Origin of the sequence: Streptomyces sp. NBC_00028, from assembly GCF_045041065.1 — a bacterium.
Taxonomy (GTDB): Bacteria; Actinomycetota; Actinomycetes; order Streptomycetales; family Streptomycetaceae; genus Streptomyces.
Map to the genome: position 1 here is coordinate 4,740,690 of NZ_CP108293.1, position 20,529 is coordinate 4,761,218.

At 70.5% G+C, this 20,529-nt stretch carries 22 protein-coding genes; 9 read left to right on the forward strand and 13 right to left on the reverse strand.

Annotated elements, in window-relative coordinates:
- Positions 1-43 precede the first annotated feature (43 nt).
- The 3 genes from OG885_RS21150 to OG885_RS21160 all read right to left on the reverse strand — a co-directional run bounded on the left by OG885_RS21150 (position 44) and on the right by OG885_RS21160 (position 1,739).
- A complete protein-coding gene (locus OG885_RS21150; RefSeq protein WP_405733918.1) occupies positions 44-706 on the reverse strand; it encodes a DUF5063 domain-containing protein in 663 nt (220 codons plus the stop codon).
- Positions 699-1,298: a recombination mediator RecR gene (gene recR, locus OG885_RS21155; RefSeq protein ID WP_329336605.1), complete on the reverse strand. Its 600-nt coding sequence runs from the start codon at positions 1,296-1,298 to the stop codon at positions 699-701. Before recR ends, OG885_RS21150 begins: the two co-directional genes overlap by 8 nt.
- A gap of 99 nt (positions 1,299-1,397) precedes the next feature.
- The gene (locus tag OG885_RS21160) at positions 1,398-1,739 is read right to left on the reverse strand and encodes a YbaB/EbfC family nucleoid-associated protein (RefSeq protein WP_399952472.1); all 342 of its coding nucleotides are present in this window, start codon (positions 1,737-1,739) and stop codon (positions 1,398-1,400) included.
- Between the two features lie 286 nt (positions 1,740-2,025).
- Between OG885_RS21160 and OG885_RS21165 the strand changes: the two genes are divergently transcribed.
- Entirely contained in the window at positions 2,026-2,775 is a 750-nt protein-coding gene (locus OG885_RS21165; RefSeq protein ID WP_405733921.1) for an SLATT domain-containing protein, read from the forward strand.
- 31 nt (positions 2,776-2,806) lie between these two features.
- On the opposite strand, the gene OG885_RS21170 is transcribed toward OG885_RS21165, so the two are convergent.
- The 3 genes from OG885_RS21170 to OG885_RS21180 form a co-directional block, all read right to left on the reverse strand.
- Positions 2,807-3,112, reverse strand: coding sequence for a hypothetical protein (locus OG885_RS21170; protein WP_405733923.1), 306 nt, complete (start codon positions 3,110-3,112; stop codon positions 2,807-2,809).
- 124 nt (positions 3,113-3,236) lie between these two features.
- Positions 3,237-5,192, reverse strand: a complete 1,956-nt coding sequence (locus OG885_RS21175; protein WP_405733925.1) for a protein kinase domain-containing protein — start codon at positions 5,190-5,192, stop codon at positions 3,237-3,239.
- 152 nt (positions 5,193-5,344) lie between these two features.
- A complete protein-coding gene (locus OG885_RS21180) occupies positions 5,345-6,139 on the reverse strand; it encodes a hypothetical protein (protein WP_405733927.1) in 795 nt (264 codons plus the stop codon).
- A 179-nt stretch (positions 6,140-6,318) separates the two neighbouring features.
- On the opposite strand from OG885_RS21180, the gene OG885_RS21185 reads away from it, so the two are divergent.
- The 3 genes from OG885_RS21185 to OG885_RS21195 all read left to right on the forward strand — a co-directional run bounded on the left by OG885_RS21185 (position 6,319) and on the right by OG885_RS21195 (position 9,263).
- The gene (locus OG885_RS21185) at positions 6,319-7,674 is read left to right on the forward strand and encodes an aspartate aminotransferase family protein (RefSeq protein ID WP_405733929.1); all 1,356 of its coding nucleotides are present in this window, start codon (positions 6,319-6,321) and stop codon (positions 7,672-7,674) included.
- Between the two features lie 122 nt (positions 7,675-7,796).
- Complete coding sequence (locus OG885_RS21190) at positions 7,797-8,501, forward strand: GntR family transcriptional regulator (RefSeq protein WP_399952484.1); 705 nt, start codon at positions 7,797-7,799, stop codon at positions 8,499-8,501.
- A 111-nt stretch (positions 8,502-8,612) separates the two neighbouring features.
- Positions 8,613-9,263: a hypothetical protein gene (locus OG885_RS21195; protein ID WP_405733931.1), complete on the forward strand. Its 651-nt coding sequence runs from the start codon at positions 8,613-8,615 to the stop codon at positions 9,261-9,263.
- A gap of 6 nt (positions 9,264-9,269) precedes the next feature.
- Here OG885_RS21195 and OG885_RS21200 read toward each other — a convergent pair whose 3' ends face one another.
- Complete coding sequence (locus OG885_RS21200) at positions 9,270-9,560, reverse strand: hypothetical protein (RefSeq protein WP_405733933.1); 291 nt, start codon at positions 9,558-9,560, stop codon at positions 9,270-9,272.
- A gap of 182 nt (positions 9,561-9,742) precedes the next feature.
- Between OG885_RS21200 and OG885_RS21205 the strand changes: the two genes are divergently transcribed.
- Positions 9,743-10,669 (forward strand): NAD(P)H-binding protein, encoded by a 927-nt coding sequence (locus tag OG885_RS21205; protein ID WP_405733935.1) that lies wholly within the window; start codon positions 9,743-9,745, stop codon positions 10,667-10,669.
- Positions 10,670-10,796: 127 nt separating this feature from the next.
- Positions 10,797-11,108, forward strand: coding sequence for an SCO4225 family membrane protein (locus OG885_RS21210; RefSeq protein ID WP_405733937.1), 312 nt, complete (start codon positions 10,797-10,799; stop codon positions 11,106-11,108).
- Positions 11,109-11,117: 9 nt separating this feature from the next.
- Here OG885_RS21210 and OG885_RS21215 read toward each other — a convergent pair whose 3' ends face one another.
- From OG885_RS21215 to OG885_RS21235, 5 genes are all read right to left on the reverse strand, one after another.
- Positions 11,118-12,116, reverse strand: a complete 999-nt coding sequence (locus OG885_RS21215; protein WP_405733939.1) for a peptidoglycan-binding protein — start codon at positions 12,114-12,116, stop codon at positions 11,118-11,120.
- Between the two features lies 1 nt (position 12,117).
- On the reverse strand, positions 12,118-12,288 hold the full coding sequence (locus tag OG885_RS21220; protein ID WP_405733941.1) for a hypothetical protein: 171 nt from the start codon (positions 12,286-12,288) through the stop codon (positions 12,118-12,120).
- A 29-nt stretch (positions 12,289-12,317) separates the two neighbouring features.
- Positions 12,318-13,187 (reverse strand): helix-turn-helix domain-containing protein, encoded by an 870-nt coding sequence (locus tag OG885_RS21225; protein ID WP_405733943.1) that lies wholly within the window; start codon positions 13,185-13,187, stop codon positions 12,318-12,320.
- An 81-nt stretch (positions 13,188-13,268) separates the two neighbouring features.
- Positions 13,269-15,065, reverse strand: coding sequence for a bifunctional metallophosphatase/5'-nucleotidase (locus OG885_RS21230; protein ID WP_405733945.1), 1,797 nt, complete (start codon positions 15,063-15,065; stop codon positions 13,269-13,271).
- 152 nt (positions 15,066-15,217) lie between these two features.
- The gene (locus tag OG885_RS21235) at positions 15,218-16,501 is read right to left on the reverse strand and encodes an adenylosuccinate synthase (RefSeq protein ID WP_399952506.1); all 1,284 of its coding nucleotides are present in this window, start codon (positions 16,499-16,501) and stop codon (positions 15,218-15,220) included.
- Between the two features lie 219 nt (positions 16,502-16,720).
- On the opposite strand from OG885_RS21235, the gene OG885_RS21240 reads away from it, so the two are divergent.
- Positions 16,721-17,578, forward strand: a complete 858-nt coding sequence (locus OG885_RS21240; protein WP_405733948.1) for a diacylglycerol kinase — start codon at positions 16,721-16,723, stop codon at positions 17,576-17,578.
- A gap of 445 nt (positions 17,579-18,023) precedes the next feature.
- Here the strand turns inward: OG885_RS21240 and OG885_RS21245 are convergent, their stop codons facing one another.
- Positions 18,024-18,563 carry a hemerythrin domain-containing protein gene (locus OG885_RS21245; protein ID WP_405733950.1) on the reverse strand — a complete coding sequence of 180 codons (540 nt, stop codon included), beginning with the start codon at positions 18,561-18,563 and terminating at the stop codon, positions 18,024-18,026.
- Here OG885_RS21245 and OG885_RS21250 point away from each other — a divergent pair.
- Positions 18,562-18,897, forward strand: a complete 336-nt coding sequence (locus OG885_RS21250) for a DUF6086 family protein (protein ID WP_405733952.1) — start codon at positions 18,562-18,564, stop codon at positions 18,895-18,897. The genes OG885_RS21245 and OG885_RS21250 overlap by 2 nt on opposite strands.
- Positions 18,898-19,017: 120 nt before the next feature.
- Positions 19,018-20,526 carry an APC family permease gene (locus tag OG885_RS21255; RefSeq protein WP_405733954.1) on the forward strand — a complete coding sequence of 503 codons (1,509 nt, stop codon included), beginning with the start codon at positions 19,018-19,020 and terminating at the stop codon, positions 20,524-20,526.
- Positions 20,527-20,529 lie beyond the last annotated feature (3 nt).

The following is a 20,529-nucleotide window of genomic DNA, read 5'->3' on the forward strand; positions in this document are numbered from 1 at the left end:
CGCAGCGTACTCGCCGCGCCCCACAACGTACGGAAAAAGCCGGTTACTTCGCCGGCCGTACCCCCAGCGGCTCCCCGATCTCCTCCACCATCACCTTCCCGGCCTCGAACTCCAGCGTCTCGTCGCCCATCGCCGCCTGGTCGGTGTCGAGGCCGTCCAGTTCCTCCAGGGGCTGGTTCAGGCGGACGTGGGCCAGGACCGAGTGGAGGGCGCGGAGGGTCGCGGACGCCGTCGTGCCCCAGTTGGAGAAGTAGGAGAACTGCCACCACCACAGCGCCTCGGAGGTGCGGCCCGCGCGGTAGTGGGCCATGCCGTGGCGGAGGTCGGTGATGACGTCCGTGAGGTCGTCGGAGATCCTGGCCGGGACCGGGGACTTGCGCGGCTCGTAGGGGTCGAAGACCTCCGAGTACACGTCGATCGGGTCCAGGAGGCGGGCCAGATTCTCGCGGAGTTCGTCCACGTCGGCGTCCGGGCCTGTGTCGGGCTCGTAGCGCTCGTCCGGCACGATGTCCTCGTGCGCGCCCAGACGGCCGCCCGCCAGCAGGAGCTGGGAGACCTCCAGGAGGAGGAAGGGGACGGCCGAGTCGGGCTCGTCGCCCTTCGCCACCTCGGCCACCGCCACCAGGAAGCTCTCGATCTGGTCGGCGATCTGGACGGCGAAGTCGTCGGGGTTGTGCGCGGTCGCGTGCAGTGTGGCGTCAGACATCTAGGAGTCGTCTCCCCTCGAAGGCGCGGCCGAGGGTCACCTCGTCCGCGTATTCCAGGTCGCCACCCACCGGGAGGCCGCTGGCCAGGCGGGTGACCTTGAGGCCCATGGGCTTGATCATGCGGGCGAGGTAGGTGGCAGTTGCCTCGCCCTCCAGGTTGGGGTCCGTGGCCAGGATCAGTTCCGTGACCGTCCCGTCGGCCAACCTGGCGAGAAGTTCTCGTATACGCAGGTCGTCCGGTCCGACCCCCTCGATCGGGCTGATCGCGCCGCCGAGGACGTGGTACTTGCCCCGGAACTCCCGGGTGCGCTCGATCGCCACCACGTCCTTCGGCTCCTCCACCACACAGATGACGGTGGGGTCGCGGCGGGGGTCACGGCAGATGCCGCACAGCTCCTCCTGTGCCACGTTGCCGCAGGTCGCGCAGAAGCGGACCTTCGCCTTGACCTCCATCAGAGCCTGCGCGAGGCGCCGTACGTCCGTCGGTTCCGCCTGGAGGATGTGGAAGGCGATCCGCTGCGCGCTCTTGGGACCGACGCCGGGCAGCCGCCCCAGTTCGTCGATGAGGTCCTGGACCACGCCTTCGTACAACGGACTGCCGTCCTTCCTGGGGTTCCTTACACGTACGTACCGTAGTTGGCGGACCGCCTTCTTCGAAAGGCAGGCCCGACCTGGAGGTGCGGGCCCGTCCTAGAACGGCAGGCCGGGGATGCCGCCGCCGCCCAGGCCCTGCGCCAGCGGGCCCAGTTTCTGCTGCTGGAGCGTCTGCGCGTTCTCGTTGGCCGCCTGTACGGCCGCCACGATCAGGTCGGCGAGGGTCTCGGTGTCGTCCGGGTCCACGGCCTTCGGGTCGATCTTCAGGGCGCGCAGCTCACCGGAGCCGGTGACCGTCGCCTTCACCAGGCCGCCGCCGGACTGGCCGTCGACCTCGGTCCGCGCCAGTTCCTCCTGTGCGTTCGCCAGGTCCTGCTGCATCTTCTGGGCCTGCTGGAGCAGCTGCTGCATATTGGGCTGGCCACCACCGGGGATCACGATCAGCTCCCGCTCTTAGGTCTGTGTCTGGTGCTCGTCTGGTGCTCGTCTTGTCCTCTGCAATGAGCCTACGTGCTCCGCGCAGCCATCGCCCCAGCACTCTTTCGAGTGAGATGACGTCGAGTCCTATACCTGATCAAGCCCCACTTCCGGGCGGAAAAGAGGTGAAAGCTATCCCTTCGCCACCCATTGGGAGGTAGGAAAGGTCCGGCACGTCGGCATCATGCGTCACACGTGCATTACGCAGCGTGATCGATCGTGGTCGTGGTCGTGGAGGGAGTGCCGGGTGGGTCAGCCGGAGATGCAGCCCGAGGGTCCGCCTCAGGACGGGCGGGGCGAGGGAGCGGCCGGACTGCGGCCGGGCGATCTGACGGGACGCTCCTTCCCGCTCGGCGACTGGGGGGAGCCCGCGCTGCGGCTGGACGAGCTGTACCGGTGGGTGGAGCGCGGGGCGCTCGACACCGCCGCCTGGTATCTCATCGACCGGGTGTGGAAGCGGCGCGGGGCGCGGGCGCTGCGTGCGGGCGCCGCGGCCGGGGCGGTGGCCGGGGCGGCGCTGCCGCTCCTCGACCTCACCGGGGTCGTCGGCGGGGGCGCGCCCTGGGGGTATCTGGCGCTGCTGCTTGCCGGCGCGTGCATGGCCGTCGACCGGTTCTTCGGGGTGACGTCCGGGTGGATAAGGGATGTGGCCACCGCGCAGGCCGTGCAGCGGCGGCTTCAGGTGTTGCAGTTCGACTGGGCCGCCGAGAGTGTGCGGGAGGTGCTCGGTCCCGCGGAGGGCACGGCCGGGGAGGCGGCGGAGCGGTGTCTGGGGGTGCTGCGGCGGTTCTCGGAGGATGTGACCGAGCTGGTCCGGGTGGAGACGGCGGACTGGATGGTGGAGTTCCGGACCGGGCCCGCGCCGCTCGGGATCCAGTCGGCGGTGGCGTCCGTGCCGCGGCAGGACGGGGGTGGGGGGCAGGGGCGGTTCCCGTTGCCGCCGGCGAACGGGGCTCGGCCGAACATGCCTCGGCAGCGTCCGCCTGAGCCCAGGTGACCGGGCGCCTCTTCGCCGCGCCCCCAGGGGGTCACCCGCACAACTCCTCCTGCCGCTCGCACGGAAGGTGGCCGTACTCGCGGATCACGTCCTGACTGGTGGCCTCGTCGAGGTAGGCGAAGAAGGCGGCGGCGAGCGAACCCGGCCGCGGGGCGCGGTGCGTGTAGGCGTACTCGACGCCCCGGTAGGGGTAGCGGTCGGCCTTGACGGACGGAGCGACGCCGTCGAGCGGCACCGTGCGCACCCCCTCGTGGCCCGCCGCGACGGTGAGTTCGCTGTATCCGACGGCCGATCCGCTTGCGGCGCGGCACCCGGCGTTCGTACCAGACCATGACACCGGAGGCGGCGATGCCGAGGACGGCGGCCCCGACGGCGACGAGGTTCTCTGCGCTCAGCCATTCCACCGACGGGACCGTACGAGTGTGCGGCCTCAACTTCCTTACGGCGACGCCGACTTCGGGCTACTGCTTGGTGTACGTCAGCTTCTCCCCGTTGCTCGTGTTCACCCGCTCCAGGGTGCCGTCGGAGCGCAGGATGATCTCGGTGGCCGCGCCCGGGGTGCAGGAGGAGGCGGGCTGTCCGACGGACACCGTGGACGGGCCGATCTCCAACGGGCCGTCGCTGCCGGGGGATTCGGTGAGGGCGGCCTGGAAGACGCAGTGGTAGTCGGGGCCGTCGGCGACGAGGGAGAGGACGGTGTCGCCCACCTCGCCGTCCTGGATGGTGAGTTGGCGGGTGTGCTGTCCCTCGGCGTTGTCGATCGTCGCGGTCCACGTCCCGAGGTAGCCGGCGGGGACCGTGCCGTCGGCCGGGGCCGAGGTGGAGGCCGACGGGGACGGCGAGGGCGAGGGGGCGTCGGTGGTCGGGCCGGGGGTGGTGGGCGCGGTCGCCGTGGGCGTACCTCTGTCGCCTCCGCCCTTGTCGTCCGCGTCACCGGCGTTGCTCATCAGCGCGTAGACCGAACCGCCGGCGCCGAGCGCGACGACCAGCGCGACGGCGACGAGCGCGATCGTGGAGCGGCCGTTGCGGCGCGAGGGGTCGGGCTGGGGGTGCGGTTGCGGCGGGTAGGGGGCGACGCCGGGGCCGTAGGGCGGGGTCGCCCCCGGACCGTACGGCGGGGTCGCGCCGGGGGCGCCGGGGGCACCGGGTGCGCCGCTGTACGGGTTGTACGGCGCCGGGGCTCCCGGCGTCCAGGGCTGCTGCGGGTGGCCGTAGGCGGGAGTGGCCGCGGGCGTCTGAGGGTGATGCTGGGGATACCCGTAGGCGGGGTGGGCGGGCGGTGGGGTCTGCGCATGGCCCGCATGGCCCGCGTAGCCCGCGGGGGCGGCCGGAGTGGGTGGAGTGGGCACAGGCGCCACCTCCCCCTGCTGCCCGACCACCGTCGGCAGATGGTTCAGCGGCGCCCCCGGCTGACGCGGCGAGGGCGGCGCGGAGGCGTCCTCGGCGGCGGCCGGAGCGTGCTCGGGAGGCACCTCACCGGTCGCCCCCTCCCCGCTCTCCGGATCCTCCGTGTCCAGCAACTGCACCGCATGCCGACCGAGTTGGGCCACCAGGGCGCTCGGCAGCCACGGGTCGCGGGAGCGTCCGCCGGACACCGTGTCCTCGGCGCCGGTGCGGTCGAGGACCTGGTCCAGGGTGGGCCGGGCGGCCGGGTCCTTCCGCAGACAGTCCCGGACGAGATCGGCGAGGCCCTCCGGCACCCCCTCCAGGTCGGGTTCCTCCTGGGCGATCCGGAACATCAGGGCGTGCACTCCGCTGCCCCCGGCGCCGAAGGGAAGCGTGCCGGTGGCGGCGTACGCGAGCACGGAGCCGAGGCAGAAGACGTCGCACGCGGGCGTGATCCGGTCGCCCCGCACCTGCTCGGGCGCCATGAAGCCGGGCGAGCCGACCAGGGCGCCGGTCCTGGTCAGGCCGCCGTCGGTCACCGTCTCCAGGGCCCGCGCGATGCCGAAGTCGATGACCCGGGGCCCGTCGATGGTCACCAGCACGTTGGAGGGCTTCAGGTCCCGGTGGATGATCCCGGCCGCGTGGATGTCCTTCAGCGCGTGGGCGAGCCCGGCGGCGAGGATCTTCACCGACCGCTCGGGCAGCGCGCCATGATCATGACCGACGACCTGCTGGAGACTGGGCCCGGCGACGTACCCGGTGGCGAGCCAGGGCACGGCGGCCTCGGTGTCGGCGTCGAGGACGGGCGCGGTCCAGTGGCCGCCGACCTGCCGGGCGGCCTGCACCTCCTGCCGGAACCGGCCCCGGAACTCCTCCTGCTGGGCCAGCTCCTCGCGCACCAGCTTCACGGCGACGGTCCGCCCCCGGTCCGACCGGGCGAGGTACACCTGTCCCATGCCCCCGGCCCCGAGCCGCGCCAGCAGCCGATACGCCCCGATCCGGTGCGGATCCCCGGCCCCCAGCTTCTCCATCGCAGGCCCTCCCCGACGTCCCCCGTTGTGCGCCTGTGCAACAGCCCCACGATAGTGCGGGGGCAGGGGGAGATGAGCGGGCCGGGTTCGACGGTTCCGTAACGGCGCGGTCCGCTTCTGTGACGGGCGGGGCGACCGGCTCGGGCCCGCCGTCAATAGACGTCTCGCGTGGTCCAGTCGACGAGCAGGTCCATATCCACGGTGAACGGCATCTGCAACACCTCACCCGCCGTGCCGGTGAACAGGCCCCAACCGGGCTCCTGCACGATCTCCCAGGTGAGCACCACTTCGATCGCCGAGTACGGCGGAACCGGTACCGCCACGGTGTGCTTCCGGGACAGCTCCGCCCGCGCCGTCACCGAGTAGGACCGCCTGACCTCGTCGCTCAGCGTCCTGCCGAGGGAGGCGAACCCGGCGAAGTTCAGCCCTCCCTGCGTGCCCTGGACCGTGACGTTGTGGTGATCGACCGTGACCGTACGCGCCACGGTCCAGGCGAACTCGTGGGAGCCCGTGACCGTTGCGGCGCTGCCGTTGCGCATGACGTGGCTCTCGGTGCGGGCTGGGTACTTCACGCGTCGCAGCTTCGAAAGCCGCGTCAGCCGGAACTGGCCGGGAGTGCGTGCGGCGGCCGTGGTGGACGAGTTCTGCCGCGCGTTCATCGCCGAGAAGAGGAGGGCCTGCCCCTGACTGGGCGTCATGTTCTCCCGGATGTTCCAGGCCTCCCGGCACCAGCCGCAGGTGAAGGTGTTGGGCTGCGAGTACGTGACGTGGGCACCGCCGGGAGCGAGCCGCATCCGCTCGAAGGTGTTCAGACCGCTGCCGCCGGCGCTGAGGTTCAGCGTGTCGTTGAGCAGGTTGTAGGCGCCGTTCAGAATCGCGGCGCCGCAGTACGGACAGCAGCCGCTGTTCATGTAGCGGCGCATTTCGTCGGTGATCTTTCGCAACATGGCCCGCCCCCCGATGCCACCCACGTCCGGGGGCCGCCACGTGAGGCGCGCCCCTCTCCGAGAGTAGGGACGAACCGCCCCGCCCGCTCCCCTCACGCGACAACCTGTCGCGGAAACCCCCCGTCCACAGACAGGACGCCGATACCGCTTCCGCATCGCGGACATTTACGCTCACGGGCATGACCCCTCAGCCCAACCCCGAGGTCGGCGCCGCCGTGAAGGCCGCGGACCGTGCTCATGTGTTCCACTCCTGGTCCGCGCAGGAGCTCATCGACCCGCTCGCCGTCGCCGGCGCGGAGGGGTCGTACTTCTGGGACTACGACGGCAAGCGGTACCTGGACTTCACCAGTGGCCTCGTCTACACGAACATCGGCTACCAGCATCCGAAGGTCGTCGCCGCGATCCAGGAGCAGGCCGCGACCCTGTCCACGTTCGCGCCCGCGTTCGCGATCGAGGCCCGCTCGGAGGCGGCCCGGCTGATCGCCGAGCGGACGCCCGGCGACCTGGACAAGATCTTCTTCACCAACGGCGGGGCCGACGCCGTGGAGCACGCGGTGCGGATGGCCCGGCTGCACACCGGGCGCCCCAAGGTGCTCTCCGCGTACCGGTCGTACCACGGTGGTACCCAGCAGGCGATCAACCTCACCGGTGACCCGCGCCGCTGGGCCTCCGACAGTGGCTCCGCCGGTGTCGTGCACTTCTGGGCGCCGTACCTCTACCGCTCCCGTTTCTACGCGGAGACCGAGGAGCAGGAGTGTGCCCGGGCGCTGGAGCACCTGGAGACCACGATCGCCTTCGAGGGGCCGGCGACCGTCGCCGCGATCATCCTGGAGACCATCCCCGGCACGGCCGGGATCATGGTGCCGCCGCCCGGCTATCTCGCCGGGGTGCGCGAGATCTGCGACAAGTACGGGATCGTCTTCGTCCTCGACGAGGTCATGGCCGGGTTCGGGCGGACCGGTGAGTGGTTCGCGGCGGATCTGTTCGACGTCGTGCCCGACCTGATGACCTTCGCCAAGGGTGTGAACAGCGGGTACGTCCCGCTCGGCGGTGTCGCCATCTCCGGCGCCATCGCGGAGACCTTCGGGAAGCGGCCGTACCCCGGTGGTCTGACGTACTCCGGGCATCCGCTGGCCTGTGCCGCCGCCGTCGCGACGATCAACGTCATGGCGGAGGAGGGTGTCGTCGAGAACGCCAAGAGCCTGGGGGCGACCGTCGTCGAGCCCGCCCTGCGCGAGCTCGCCGAGCGGCACCCCTCGGTCGGCGAGGTGCGCGGCGTCGGCATGTTCTGGGCGCTGGACCTGGTGAAGAACAAGGAGACCCGCGAGCCGCTGGTGGCGTACAACGCGGCCGGGGAGGCCAACGCCCCGATGGCCGCGTTCGGCGCCGCCGCGAAGAAGCACGGCATCTGGCCGTTCATCAACATGAACCGCACCCATGTGGTGCCGCCGTGCAACGTGTCCGAGTCCGAGCTCAAGGAAGGCCTGTCCGCACTGGACGCGGCGCTCTCCGTGGCGGACGAGTACACGGAGTAGCCGCGGGGGGCGCCCTGAGGGTCGCTGCGCGGGTAACCACGGGAAACCCGAACGCGTAAGGTGGCGTGCTCGTAGACATGTACGTGCACGCCACCCGAACGCCCCCAGGGAGAGGCCCGACCATGCCCGGCAGCAGCGGCAACGGCGCCGTGACCCGCAACACCCTGCGGCAGCAGATCGCCGACGCGCTTCGCGACGAGGTGCTGGGCGGCCGGCTCCAGCCGGGGCAGGAGTTCACGGTCAAGGAGATCGCCGAGCAGTACGGGGTGTCCGCCACCCCGGTGCGCGAGGCGCTCGTCGATCTCGCCGCTCAAGGACTGCTGGAGGCCGACCAGCATCGCGGCTTCCGGGTCCACGAGTACTCGGTCGAGGACTACCGCGGCATCATCGAGGCCCGCAGCCTCGTCATCGACGGCATGTTCCAGGCCCTGGACCGCGGTCACAAGGGCTTTGTGAACGACCCCGACGGCACCCGCGTCCTCGCCGTCCTCACCGGGGTGCGGCGCCGCGGCGAGGAGGCGCAGCGGGCGGCCGCGGCCGGTGACCTCACCGTGCTGATCGGCTATGACCTGCGGTTCTGGCGCGAGTTGAGCTCGGTCTTCGGCAACCCCTACCTCGCCGACTTCCTGCACCGGCTGCGCGTGCAGTCCTGGGTGTGCGCGGTGCAGCATCTGCGCCGGCTGACCGATCTGCGCGGACAGCTGTGGGCCGACCACACCGAGCTGGTCGACGCCCTGGTCCGCCGTGACACCGCCGCCGCCCGGGAGATCGTCGGCGCGTACAACGCGCAGTCCCTCGCCGTCATCGAGCGCCTGGCCGGGGAATGAACGATGCGCACCGGCTTTGGGTATGGGACGTTCACGACTACTCTTCCCTGACCGCTTCGCTACACGGAGCTATGACCGCCGTGCCGCACCGAGCTATCCGAGGAGCCCTCTTTGGCCTGTGACCTGTGGCTGGTACCGCTCGTCGACGTGTTGTGCCACACGCCCGACAACCCGTTCGCCGAGGAACTCGCGCAGTACAACAAGGTGCTGGCCGAGTCCGGCCTGCCGCCGGTGCCGGTGTACCAGTACATGCCGGGCCTGTCCGGCGAGGTCGCCCCGGTGGCCGGCTTCGACTACGACGCCCTGCACTTCCTGCGCCGCGCGTATCTGCTCCAGGTCTGCGGCCTGCCCGTCACGCCGGTCGACGAACTGGGCGGGGACTACGAGCAGTTGCTGGAGATGTTCGAGACGACCGCCCAGCAGTCCCACCTGGTCTGGCACTACGACCACGCGGGCGCGTACGTCCCCGTCGACTTCCCGCACCCGCTGGCCAACGACGAACTCCTCGCGGGCGGCGGCCCCTTGGGTTCCGCGCAGACCCTGCTGCGGGAGCTTCAGCTGGTCGCCCCGTCGATCGGCATAGACCCCGCCAACCCCCCGGCGGCGCCCCAGCCGCCCCGGGGCCCCACGGAGTTGGAGGAGCCGGCGGTCCCCGCGCCGTACGACCCCAGCCCCTTCTCCCGTGAACGGCACGTCTGGCTGGGCCTGCACGCGGCGGCGACCCGGAGCCTGGCACAGGGCTCGATGATCATCTTCAGCTGACGGGAGCTACCGCAGCTGGGACAACCCCTTCTGCAGGTCGTCGGCGTTCATGACCGGAGTCATGGTCAGTTCGGCGTCGAGGTCCATGAAGAAGGGCTCCCCGATCTGTGGCATCTGAGAGCTGTCCTGCATGTCGAAGACCAGGTAACAGGTGCGGACACCGTGGTCGAGCGTGAAGTAGGCGGCCTCGGGCTTGATGTTCCCCATGGCCTCCTGCATGAGCTGGGGCATCTTGCCGCTGCGGATGACCTCGTTGGCCTTCTCGGTGTTCATGGACGCCTTGAGCAGGACGCGCATCGCACTCACCTTCTTCCGTCGGCGGACACGCGCATGTTTACAGCGTAGATGCGTACGCCCCATATGTCCCGTCCCCGCGGGGCCCCTACTCCTCCGGGAGACCCGGGGAAGCCTCCCGGGGTGCGACGCGCGCCGGGCGGTCCGGGAGCACGCTGAAGCCGTACCCGAAGGGAGATACGGCGATGATCCTGGTGACCGGTGCGACAGGACACGTGGGCGGCGAGCTCGTACGACGGCTGGCGGCGTCCGGCGAGCCCGTACGGGCCATGACACGGCGCCCGCGCGAGGCCCGCTTCCCGGCCGGCGTGGAGCCGGTGTACGGCGACGCCGCCGACCCGGCGAGCCTGGCGGCGGCGTTCGCGGGCGCCTCCGCGGCCTTCCTGATGTCGGCCCAGCCGGTGGCCACGGCCCCCGCCCCCACCCACGACCTGGCCCTGGCGGAAGCGGCGCGAGAGGCGGGCGTACGACGCCTGGTGAAGCTGTCGGTGCTGGACGGAGGCGGTACGGGCAGCAACGGAGACGTCGACGGGGGCGGCGACAGCGACGGCGCCGGGGGCGGGGGCGGGGGCACCGACAGCGATCCGATCGTCCGCTGGCACGCGGCGGCGGAGGCGGCGATCGTCGACCGGTTCCCGGCCTGGACGCTCCTGCGCCCCGGCCGCTTCATGTCCAACGCCCTGCAATGGGCGCCCCAGCTCCGCGCCGGCGACGAGGTGGCGATCCCCTTCGCCGACCGCCCGGCGGCGAGCATCGACCCCGCGGACCTGGCGGAGATCGCGGCCCTGGCCCTGACGACCGACGAACACGCGGGCCTGACCTACGAGTTGAGCGGCCCGGAGTCCCTGACCCCGACCGAGGAACTCGCACTCCTCGGCCACGCTCTCTCCCGCCACCTGCGCGTCCGCCCCGTCCCGACCGAGGCGGCCCGCGCGGCCATGGAGCGCTACGGCTTCCCGCCCGACGTCGTCGACGCGATCCTCCACCACACCCTCGACGACGACCGCGGCACGGAGGTCCTCCCGACGGTGGCGAAGGTACTGGGACGACCGGCGCGGACGTTCACGCAGTGGGCGAGGGCGCACGCGGAGGCGTTCCGACCGGGGCGATAGGTAGCCGGATCGACGAACGTGAGTACGGCTACTCAGGCGGCGGTCGGGCCCCGGGCGGCATCGTGGAGATCACCCAGTGAGCACCTGAGAACACCAGAGACACGGACGATCTCCCGGAGGCACTCCCATGAACGGCATCCGCCCCCTCATCCAGGCCCTGCGCACCCCGGTGGCCCTCGGCTACCTGCTGATCGTGGCCGGCGTGGCGGTCTGGGCCGGCGCGGACGCCCTCCTCGTCGACCACGCCGACGCGAGCCTCGCCGCGATCTGGGCGTTCCTGGTCACCGCCCCGACATCCCTGCTGTTCGTGATGCTCCCCGGCCCGCTCGCGTGGACCGGGATCGTGATCGGCGCGGTGGCGCAGGCGGCGGTGCTCGGGGCCGCGTACCGCGGACTGAGCGGCAGGTTCACGCGCCACGCCGGCCCGCGTGGCGCGTGAACCGCACCCTCAGAACGTGCCCGCGTTCAACGCCGTCTGGAGGTGGCGGGTCGTGTCCGCGCCCCACTGGCCGTCGACGCCCGAACCGACCTTCTTCTGGAGGGCCTTGATCGTGTTGGGGCCGATCACGCCGTCCGGTGTCACCTTCAGATAGGACTGGAGCGCCTTCTTGGTGAGCGGGCCGAAGGAGGCGTCGACGGAGAGCTTGGCGCCGTGCTTGTTGAGGGCGCGCTGGAGGGCCGCGGTGGTGGCGGGGCCGAACTCGCCGTCCACCTTCAGCTTTCCGGCGGCCGGCGGACGCGGGGTCGGCTGGGTGGGCTTGGTGCCGCCCTTGAGCGCGGACTTCATGACGGCGGCGGACCGGGGCCCGTACTCGCCGTCGACCGTCAGGCCGTACTTCTTCTGGAAGGCCCGTACCGCGGTGTCGGTGGCCGAGCCGAAGTCGCCGTCCACGACGAGGCCCGACTTCATGACGGTGTTCAGGTTGCTCTGGAGCGTCTTGACCGCCGCGCCCTTGGAGCCCTTGCGCAGGATGCCGTCGGTCGACGGCAGCGGGCTGGCGTCGCCGTAGCTGGGCCGGCCGTAGCCCACCACACAGGCGGAGTTGCGGCTGCGGCGCTGGCACTTGTCGCTGGTGTTGCCCTCGATGGTGGTGATGGTGCCGTTGGAGTGCACCGCCTCCACGACACCGACATGGTCGATGCGGCTGATGCTGCGGCTGCCGTCCCAGTCGAAGAAGACGATGTCCCCGGGGCGGATGCCACCCAGGCCGTAGTGCCAACGGCCGCGCGACTGGAAGTTGTTGGCGTGCGCGACGGTGTACGCGAACTTGCCGCCGACCGCGCTGAGGTTGTCCGAGTGGGCGGCGGCGTAGCTGACCGTCATGTCGCACCACGCGTCGTCGAAGCCGTACCAGTCGGTGACCTTGTTGCTGTTGGAGCCGGGCGGGTACTCCCCGGTGCCGATGAGTGCGCGCATCTGCGCGAGCATCCCCGCTACGGAACCCATCTCAGACCTCCGTGTTCTCGGGGAAGACGGAGATGTCCCCCTTGACGACCTTCTTCGGGTCCTGGCTCACCCCGGACTGGTCCGGGTCGACATCGAACACCCCGGCACCGCCGCGCGGTTCGACGGGCTTCTGGTCGGCGGCCGCGGCCGCCACCGCTTCCTTCTCAGCCATGCGTTCCCCCATGGTTGTGGTTCTGGGACTCACATCTGAGTCTGCTGAGCCACGAGGGACGTGTCGTTGGCGGTACGCGCACTGTTTGTTGGCAGGGAGCGCACCCGGAAAGCCGACGGCGCCACGCCGTACGCGGTGCGGAACGCCCGGCTGAAATCGGCGGGTTGGGCGAACCCCCAGCGGGCCGCGATGAGATGCACCGGCACATGGGCGAGGCGCGCGTCGGCCAGGTCGCGGCGGCAGCGCGCCAGCCGCTGCGCCTTGATCCAGGCGGCCACGGTCAGGCCCTCACGCTGGAAGAGCCGGTGCAGATAGCGGGTCGAGATGTGGTGCGCGGCGGCCACGTCGTCGGGAGTGAGGCGGCCGTCGCCCAGGTGTTCCAGGATGTAGGCCTGGATTCGCGGGAGGTGGGGTGCCGGACGGACCTGCGAGGGCTTCAAGTCCAGTAGCGCACCCGCGAGTTCGAGTACCGCCTGACCCAGCCGCCGTTCCTCCGCGGGCCGGTACGGGGTGGTGTCCCGGGCCAGTCCCGTCAGTAACCCGGCGACCAGCCCGCCCAGCCCTTCCCGGCCGCTGAACGTACGCGCCACACACCGCGCCGGGTCGCCGGGGACGACGGGCAGATGGGCGGTGACGACCGTGTTCCGGGGCGCGGTGAACGCCAGCCGGAACGGCCGTCCCCCGTCCAGCAGCACCAGCTCCCCGCACCCGGTCCGTGCCGTCCGGCCCTCCTGGTCCAGGACGAGCTCCCCGGCCAGGAGCAGCGCCAGATGGTACGGGCCTCCGCCGCCCCCGGCCAGCGACCGGGCCGGGCAGCGCACGGCGGACACCCGCACCCCGCCCAGCTCCCGCACGCTCCCCGGTCTGCCCAGCTCGCCGATCCAGCCTTCCGTATCCATCGGTCCCCCCGAAGCGAATGAGTACGTCTGGTACCAGGGTTACCAAGTCCTCATAAACGTCCGGTGGACGTTGTGTCCCCGTCAGAACACAGGCGTGCCGTCCTGGGTCAGCTTCCAGTTCGTCGCCGCGAAGTCGGCCGGGTCCAGCGTCCCCTTCGCCGTCACGTAGTCGATCATCAGCTGGCGGATCTCGTTGGTGGAGCTGTACGCGATGTCGGCGGTCGCGATGTGCGGGTATCCCGAACCGCCGTTGGCCCGGTAGTTGTTGACGGCGACGACGAAGACCTGGTCGTCGGCGACGGCCGTACCGCCGTAGGTCAGGTTCTTGATCCTCGACCCCTCCGCCGCCGCGATGTCGATCTCGTAGGAGACGCCCGCGGCGGTGTCGTACATGTAGTCCCAGAAGCTGTTGGCGTTGGTGAGCGTGGCGGTGTCCACGGCCGTGCCCGCCGGGACCTGGTGGTAGTACTTCGCCGCGTACTCCAGGTAGTCCCTGAGCTGGGCGCCGGTGAGCTTCTTGCCGTACAGGGTGTTGTCGTAGATGTAGAGCCCGGCGATGTCCTTGATGGTGACGCTGCCGGCCGGGATGTCGGCGGTACGGGAGAAGGGCGCGGCGACGGAGATGAGCGGCAGCGCGGCGTCGGACGCCGACAGGCCCGCCTTGACCGTGTCCAGCTGCACCTGGTGGATGAAGTCCATGATCGGGACGTCCTTCCAGCAGGAGTCCGCGGCGGACAGGTCCTGGGTGCACGTCCCCACGGCCGTGTTGACGTACTTGACCACCAGCTCGTGGTCGGCCTCAAGGAGCTTCCTGATCTCCGGGTCCTCGTCGACGCCCTTCGGGTCGAGGGTCTGCGCGGTCTTCTTGGTGACCTTCCAACGCCCGTGCTCCAGCTCGACCTCGAAGTCGAAGACGCTGAGCCGGTAGCCCCAGCAGTACGGTTCGGAGAGGAGCACCTCCTCGCCCGTCTCCGCGTTCTTCACGGTGTACGACGGGACCTCGACGTGGGTGTGGCCGACGAGGATCGCGTCGATGCCGGGGACCTGCTCGGCGACGAGGTTGGAGGCGTTCTCGACGTACGGGAGCGCGTCACCGTACGACGTCGACCCGTCGAGCCCGGAGTGGTCGGTCAGGAAGACCACGTCACAGCCCAGCGCCCGCAGCCGCGGCACGTACTTCTTCGCCTGCTCGACCAGCCCCGGGAAGACCATCCTCCCGCTCACGTTGTCCTTGTCCCACAGGGCGATGCCGGGGTTGGTGAGTCCGAGGATGCCGACCTTGATGTCCGGCGCGCCCGGCACACGGATCCGCTTCACGGTGTACGGCGGGAAGGCGGGCCTCAGCGTCTTGGCGTCCAGCGCGTTGGCGCCGAGGAGCGGGAAGCGGCACTGCTCCTCGAACTTCCGCAGCACCTCGATGCCGTAGTTGAACTCGTGGTTGCCGAGGGCGGCGGCGTCGTAGCGCATGTGGTTCATGGCGACGGCCATCGGGTGCTTCGGCGCGCCCTTGTCGGTGATGGGCCGCACGCGCGCGAAGTAGTAGGCCAGCGAGGTGCCTTGGATGATGTCACCGGCGTCGACCAGCAGGACCCGGTGCTCGCCCTTGGCCGCGCGCTGCTGCTTGATGAGCGTGGCGACCCGGGCGACCCCGACGGAGTTGCCCTTGGCATCGCTGTAGGCGGCGTCCTTGTAGTAGTCCCAGTCGAAGACATGGCTGTGCAGGTCGGTGGTGCCGAGGACGGAGAACGACCAGGTGCGGGGCGGGTGTTCGGCGGCCTGCGCCTCGCCGGTGGCGAGTGTTCCGGCGACCGCGACGGCCGCTCCGGTGACGGCCGACTTCTGCACGAACTCACGGCGGTTCATGGGCGGGACGGGCATGGAGGACTCCTGGGACGGGAGAGGGAGGAGGGCACAACTACCCGCGTAGATAGTTGCCTTCCGCCACTTCCCGACGGAACCAGGAACACCCCAGAAACAAGCCATGGGCCGGTCAAGGAGTTCCATGACCGGCCCATGGGCGTTGATACGACCTACAGGAACGAGTTGATCTCGATCGTCTCGTCCCGGCCCGGGCCCACGCCGATCGCGGAGATCGGGGCGCCGGACATCTCCTCCAGCGCCTTGACGTAGTTCTGCGCGTTCTTCGGCAGGTCGGAGAAGGACTTCGCCTTGGTGATGTCCTCGGACCAGCCCGGCAGGGTCTCGTAGATCGGCTTCGCGTGGTGGAAGTCGGTCTGGGAGTACGGGAGCTCCTCGACGCGCTTGCCGTCGATCTCGTAGGCCACGCAGACCGGGATCTGCTCCCAGCCGGTGAGGACGTCGAGCTTGGTGAGGAAGAAGTCCGTGAGGCCGTTCACGCGGGTCGCGTAGCGGGCGATCACCGCGTCGAACCAGCCGCAGCGCCGGTCACGACCCGTGGTCACACCACGCTCGCCACCGATCCTGCGCAGCGCCTCGCCGTCCTCGTCGAACAGCTCGGTCGGGAACGGACCCGAGCCGACACGGGTCGTGTACGCCTTCAGGATGCCGATGACCCGGCTGATCTTCGTGGGTCCGACACCGGCACCGGTGCAGGCGCCGCCCGCGGTGGGGTTGCTGGACGTCACGAAGGGGTACGTGCCGTGGTCGATGTCGAGGAGCGTGCCCTGGCCGCCCTCGAAGAGGACGACCTTGTCGGCCTCCAGCGCCTGGTTCAGGACCAGGACCGTGTCCGCGACGTACGGCTTCAGCCGGTCCGCGTAGGACAGCAGCTCCTCGACGACCTGGCCGACCTCGATGGCACGCCGGTTGAAGACCTTGGTCAGCAGCTGGTTCTTGCCGTCGAGCGCCGCCTCGACCTTCTGGGTGAGGATCGACTCGTCGTACAGGTCCTGGATCCGGATCCCGACGCGGTTGATCTTGTCGGCGTACGTCGGACCGATGCCGCGCCCGGTCGTGCCGATCTTCCGCTTCCCGAGGAAGCGTTCCGTCACCTTGTCGACGGTCACGTTGTACGACGTGATGAGGTGGGCATTACCGCTGATCAGGAGCTTGGACGTGTCGACGCCTCGCTCGTTCAGCCCGTTCAGCTCGGAGAACAGGACCGACGGGTCGACGACGACACCGTTGCCGATGACCGGAGTGCAATCCGGGGACAGGATTCCGGAAGGGAGCAGGTGCAGGGCATACTTCTGGTCGCCCACGACTACCGTGTGGCCGGCGTTGTTGCCGCCCTGGTAGCGCACCACATAGTCAACGGATCCGCCTAGCAGGTCCGTCGCCTTTCCCTTGCCTTCGTCACCCCACTGAGCACCGAGCAGCACAAGTGCGGGCACGCGCGTACACCCCTTCCGGGCGGGGCATGTCCAAGGCCAGGGGCGTACGCGGCACGGCCTTGTGCCTCGTACACCGGCGACCTTCTTCGGCCACCGTCGGCCGTGGTCGGCCGCGAACCCGTCGGACCCGGATGCCCCGGAATAGACGAAGCCCCTGGCGCAATAGCGCAAGGGGCTCTTGCACAAAGATGCTACCCGAGGAAGCGAGGCAGGACCGAGGTGGCGACTTCAGCGACTTCCGATCAGCTGCTGGTGGTCATCGATCCGGTCGCCCGGAGGACCGACGGCGAGTCCGTCCGCATCGCGAAAGACGTGCTCAGCGCGGGTGCGACCACCAAGGTCTGTATGCCGGAGGGCCCCGAGGAGTTCGCCCGCGCACTGGCCCGCAGGGGCTCCAGACGCCCCGTGGTGGTCGGTGACGACCGGGCGCTGATGCGCGCGGTGTCCCTGTTGCACCGGCAGCGGGAGCTGGCCGGATGTGCGCTGTCCTTCGTGCCGGTGGGTGGCTCACTCTCGGTGGCCCGCTCACTCGGCGTGCCGACGGGTGCGGTGGCCGCCGCGCGGACGGTCCTGGACGGGGTGGAACGCCGCCTGGACCTGCTCGTCGACGACAGCGACGGGGTGGTGCTGGGCGCGCTGCGCATCCCTGCGCTGTACGCGCCGGCGTCGCCGGAGGAGGTGGCGCAGGTGTCGTCGATGGGCACCCGCCCCTGGCTGCGGACCTGCCAGTCCCTCGTCCGCACCCTGGTCCCGGCCCGCCCCACCCGCGACCCCGCGCCGCCCGCGCCCGGCCCCTCCCGGCTCCGGGTGGAGGTGGACGGGGTGACGCTGGTCGACCTGGGCCAGCCCGTCGAGGCGGTGTCGGTGACACCGGGCGACGCGGGCCTCGCCGAGGTCGAGGTACGCCCGGCGTCGGTGGGCGCGGAGGCCTCCCCACTCCGGGCCAGCGGCCGCACGGTGACGGTCACCGGCACAGACTTCCGCTACCGCGCCGACGCGGGCGTGGCGGGCCCGGTACGACGCCGGACCTGGACGGTGTGGGAGGGAGCACTGGGGTTGACGCTGCCGGGCCGATGACGGGCCCGATCCATCGGGAGGGCCGGTGCGGTGCCGGGGGGACGGCGCGCGTTGCGAGGCGTCCGGCGGGGGCGGCATGGCGTTGCGAAGCGTCCGGCGGGGGCGGCATGGCGTTGCGAGGTGTCTGAGGGCGAGGTCGGCACGCGGGACTCGCAGCGCGGGTCCATCAGGCGTCCGGCAGGAAGCGGCCGGGGTTCATCCCGCGGGGCGGGTTGGCATCGAGCCGGAGACTTCCGCCACCGCACCGACGCGGGCGTGGCCGGTCCGAACCCGATTCATCGGGCGTCCGGTGCGGGGAGGGCAGCGTGCGTTTCGAGGCGTTCGGCGGGAGGCGGGCCCCTGATCATCCCGCGGGCGGGTTCACCCGGCGTCCAGCCCGAGGCGGGCGGCGGTCGCCCCGCGGCGCCCGTCCATCAAGCGCCTCCCCCCTCAAGCGCCTCCCCCCTCAAGCGCCCCCTCCATCAAGCCCCGGCATGCCATGTGCCTTCCGCCAAGCCTCCATCGACGTGTTCCACTCCTCCCCCGACAGGGCCGTCAGTGATGCCGGGAACAGGCCGTCCTCCTCCTTGGTGATGTGGTGGTGCAGTTCCTGGACGGTTGTCGTCAGGGTGCGTACGTCGGCCGGGTCGGTGAGGTCCAGGGTCGGGAGCAGCGCGGCCAGCTCGCGGTGCTCGGTGACGAGGGCGTCGATGTAGTCGGCGTACTCCGGGTCGGCCCGCATCACCGCGAACAGGCCGTTCTCCTCGCCCCGCCAGTGGCTGTCCAGCTCGGTGGCCATCGTGTCGACCAGTTCCCGCGCCCGCCCGCTCTCCCCGCGCTCCAGCGCCCGCAGGGCGTCCCCGGCGGCGTCGGTGACCCGTTCGTGCTCGGCGATGAACTCCTTGATCAACGGGATCTCGCGGCACCCGCAGTAGTGGCACATGGGGTTGTTGTTACCGTGCCGGTCCGTCGACCACACCCGAGACAGCGGAGACACCGCAGCCATGAGCCAGTACTTCGACCTCGGCGCCGAGACCCTGTGGAACCCCTCCAACGGGGCCGCCCGCCTCTTCCTGCGCCATGTGCGGCTCTACGAGGAGGAGCTGGGCGTTCCCTCGGGGTTCGGGCCGATGGAGAACGACGAGTGCACGATCGACCGGGACGCCTTCGCGGCGTACGTGAGTGCCCTCCTCGACCTGCACAGCCGCACCCGGCACACCGTCGTCGACGCCCTCTCGGCGGGGTTCGTCGCCACGGTGCTGGTGCTCGCAGGCCGCGCCCGCATCGCCGTGGAGCTGAACGAACAGGCGGTGGCCATGAGCCGCGCCATGCCCCACTGACGGCCACCAAGATCTCCACCCAAAGGTCTGGTGACAAATATTTAACCGGTACGACCCCTTGAGCGACCCCTCCGCCGTACAGCATGCTCCTGCATCAGGGCACGGCGGAAAGGATCGCTCATGGCACTGCAGGAGGACGTCACCCCCGAGGCGGCGACAGGGGGCGACGGCACCGTCCATCGGCTCAAACCCAACGCCGTAGGCCTGCTGGGCGTGGTCTTCATGGCCGTCGCGACCGCCGCCCCGATCACCGCGATGACCGGCAACGTGCCCTTCATGGTGTCCGCCGGCAACGGCATCGGCGCCCCCGCGAGCTACCTCGTCGCAATGGTCGTACTGGCAATCTTTTCCGTCGGCTTCACATCGATGGCGAAGCACATCACCTCCACCGGCGCCTTCTACGGCTTCATCTCCTACGGCCTCGGACGCACCGTGGGCCTCGCCTCCGGGCTGCTCGCCACGTTCGCGTACGTCGTCTTCGAGCCGGCCCTGATCGGCATCTTCTCGACCTTCGCGACCGAGACGCTGAAGGACCAGACGGGCGCCGACGTCCCCTGGTGGGCGTTCGCCGTGCTGATGCTGGCGATCAACGCGACCGGCACCTGGTTCGGCATCTCGGTCGCCGAGAAGCTGCTGGTGGTGCTGCTGGCCACCGAGGTCACGATCCTCGCCGCGATGGCGATCTCCGTCGCGCTGCACGGCGGCGGCCCGGACGGCTTCGGCCTCGACCCGGTCAACCCGGTCAACGCCTTCCAGGGCACCTCCGCCGGGCTCGGTCTCTTCTTCGCCTTCTGGTCCTGGGTCGGCTTCGAGTCGACGGCGATGTACGGCGAGGAGTCCCGCAATCCGAAGAAGATCATCCCCAAGGCGACGATGATCTCGGTGCTCGGCGTCGGCGTCTTCTACGTCCTCGTCTCCTGGATGGCTATCTCGGGCACGGGTGAGGCGAACGCCGTGAAGGTCGCCACCGCCAACCCCCTCCAGCTCTTCTTCGGCCCCACCGAGCGGTACGTCGGCCACTGGGCGGTCGTCGTCATGCAGTGGCTGATGATCTCCGGCTCGCTGGCCTGCGGCATGGCCTTCCACAACTGCGCCGCCCGCTACATGTACGCGCTGGGCCGCGAGGGCGTCCTGCCGTCCCTGAAGAACACCGTCGGCCGCACCCACGCCCGGCACGGCTCCCCGCACATCGCGGGCCTGGTCCAGACGATCGTCACCGCCCTGCTCCTGCTGGCGTTCGCGGCGGCGGGCAAGGACCCCTACACCGGTACGTACGTCCTGCTCGCGATCCTCGGCACCATGGCGATCCTGGTCGTGCAGGCAGTCTGCTCCTTCGCGGTGCTGGTCTACTTCCGCCGCCATCACCCCGAGAGCCGGCACTGGTTCCGCACCCTCACCGCCCCGCTCGTCGGCGGTGTCGCGATGCTCGCCGTGGTGGCGCTGCTGGTCTCCAACATGGGCGCGGCGGCCGGTACGGAGTCCGGCTCACTGGTGCTGAAGGCGACCCCGTGGCTGGTGGCGCTGGTGGCGGCGACGGGGCTCGGGTACGCGCAGTATCTGAAGCGCCGGGACCCGGCCCGGTACCAGCTCCTCGGCCGGACGGTCCTGGAGGAGACGCGGGAGAGGTGACCG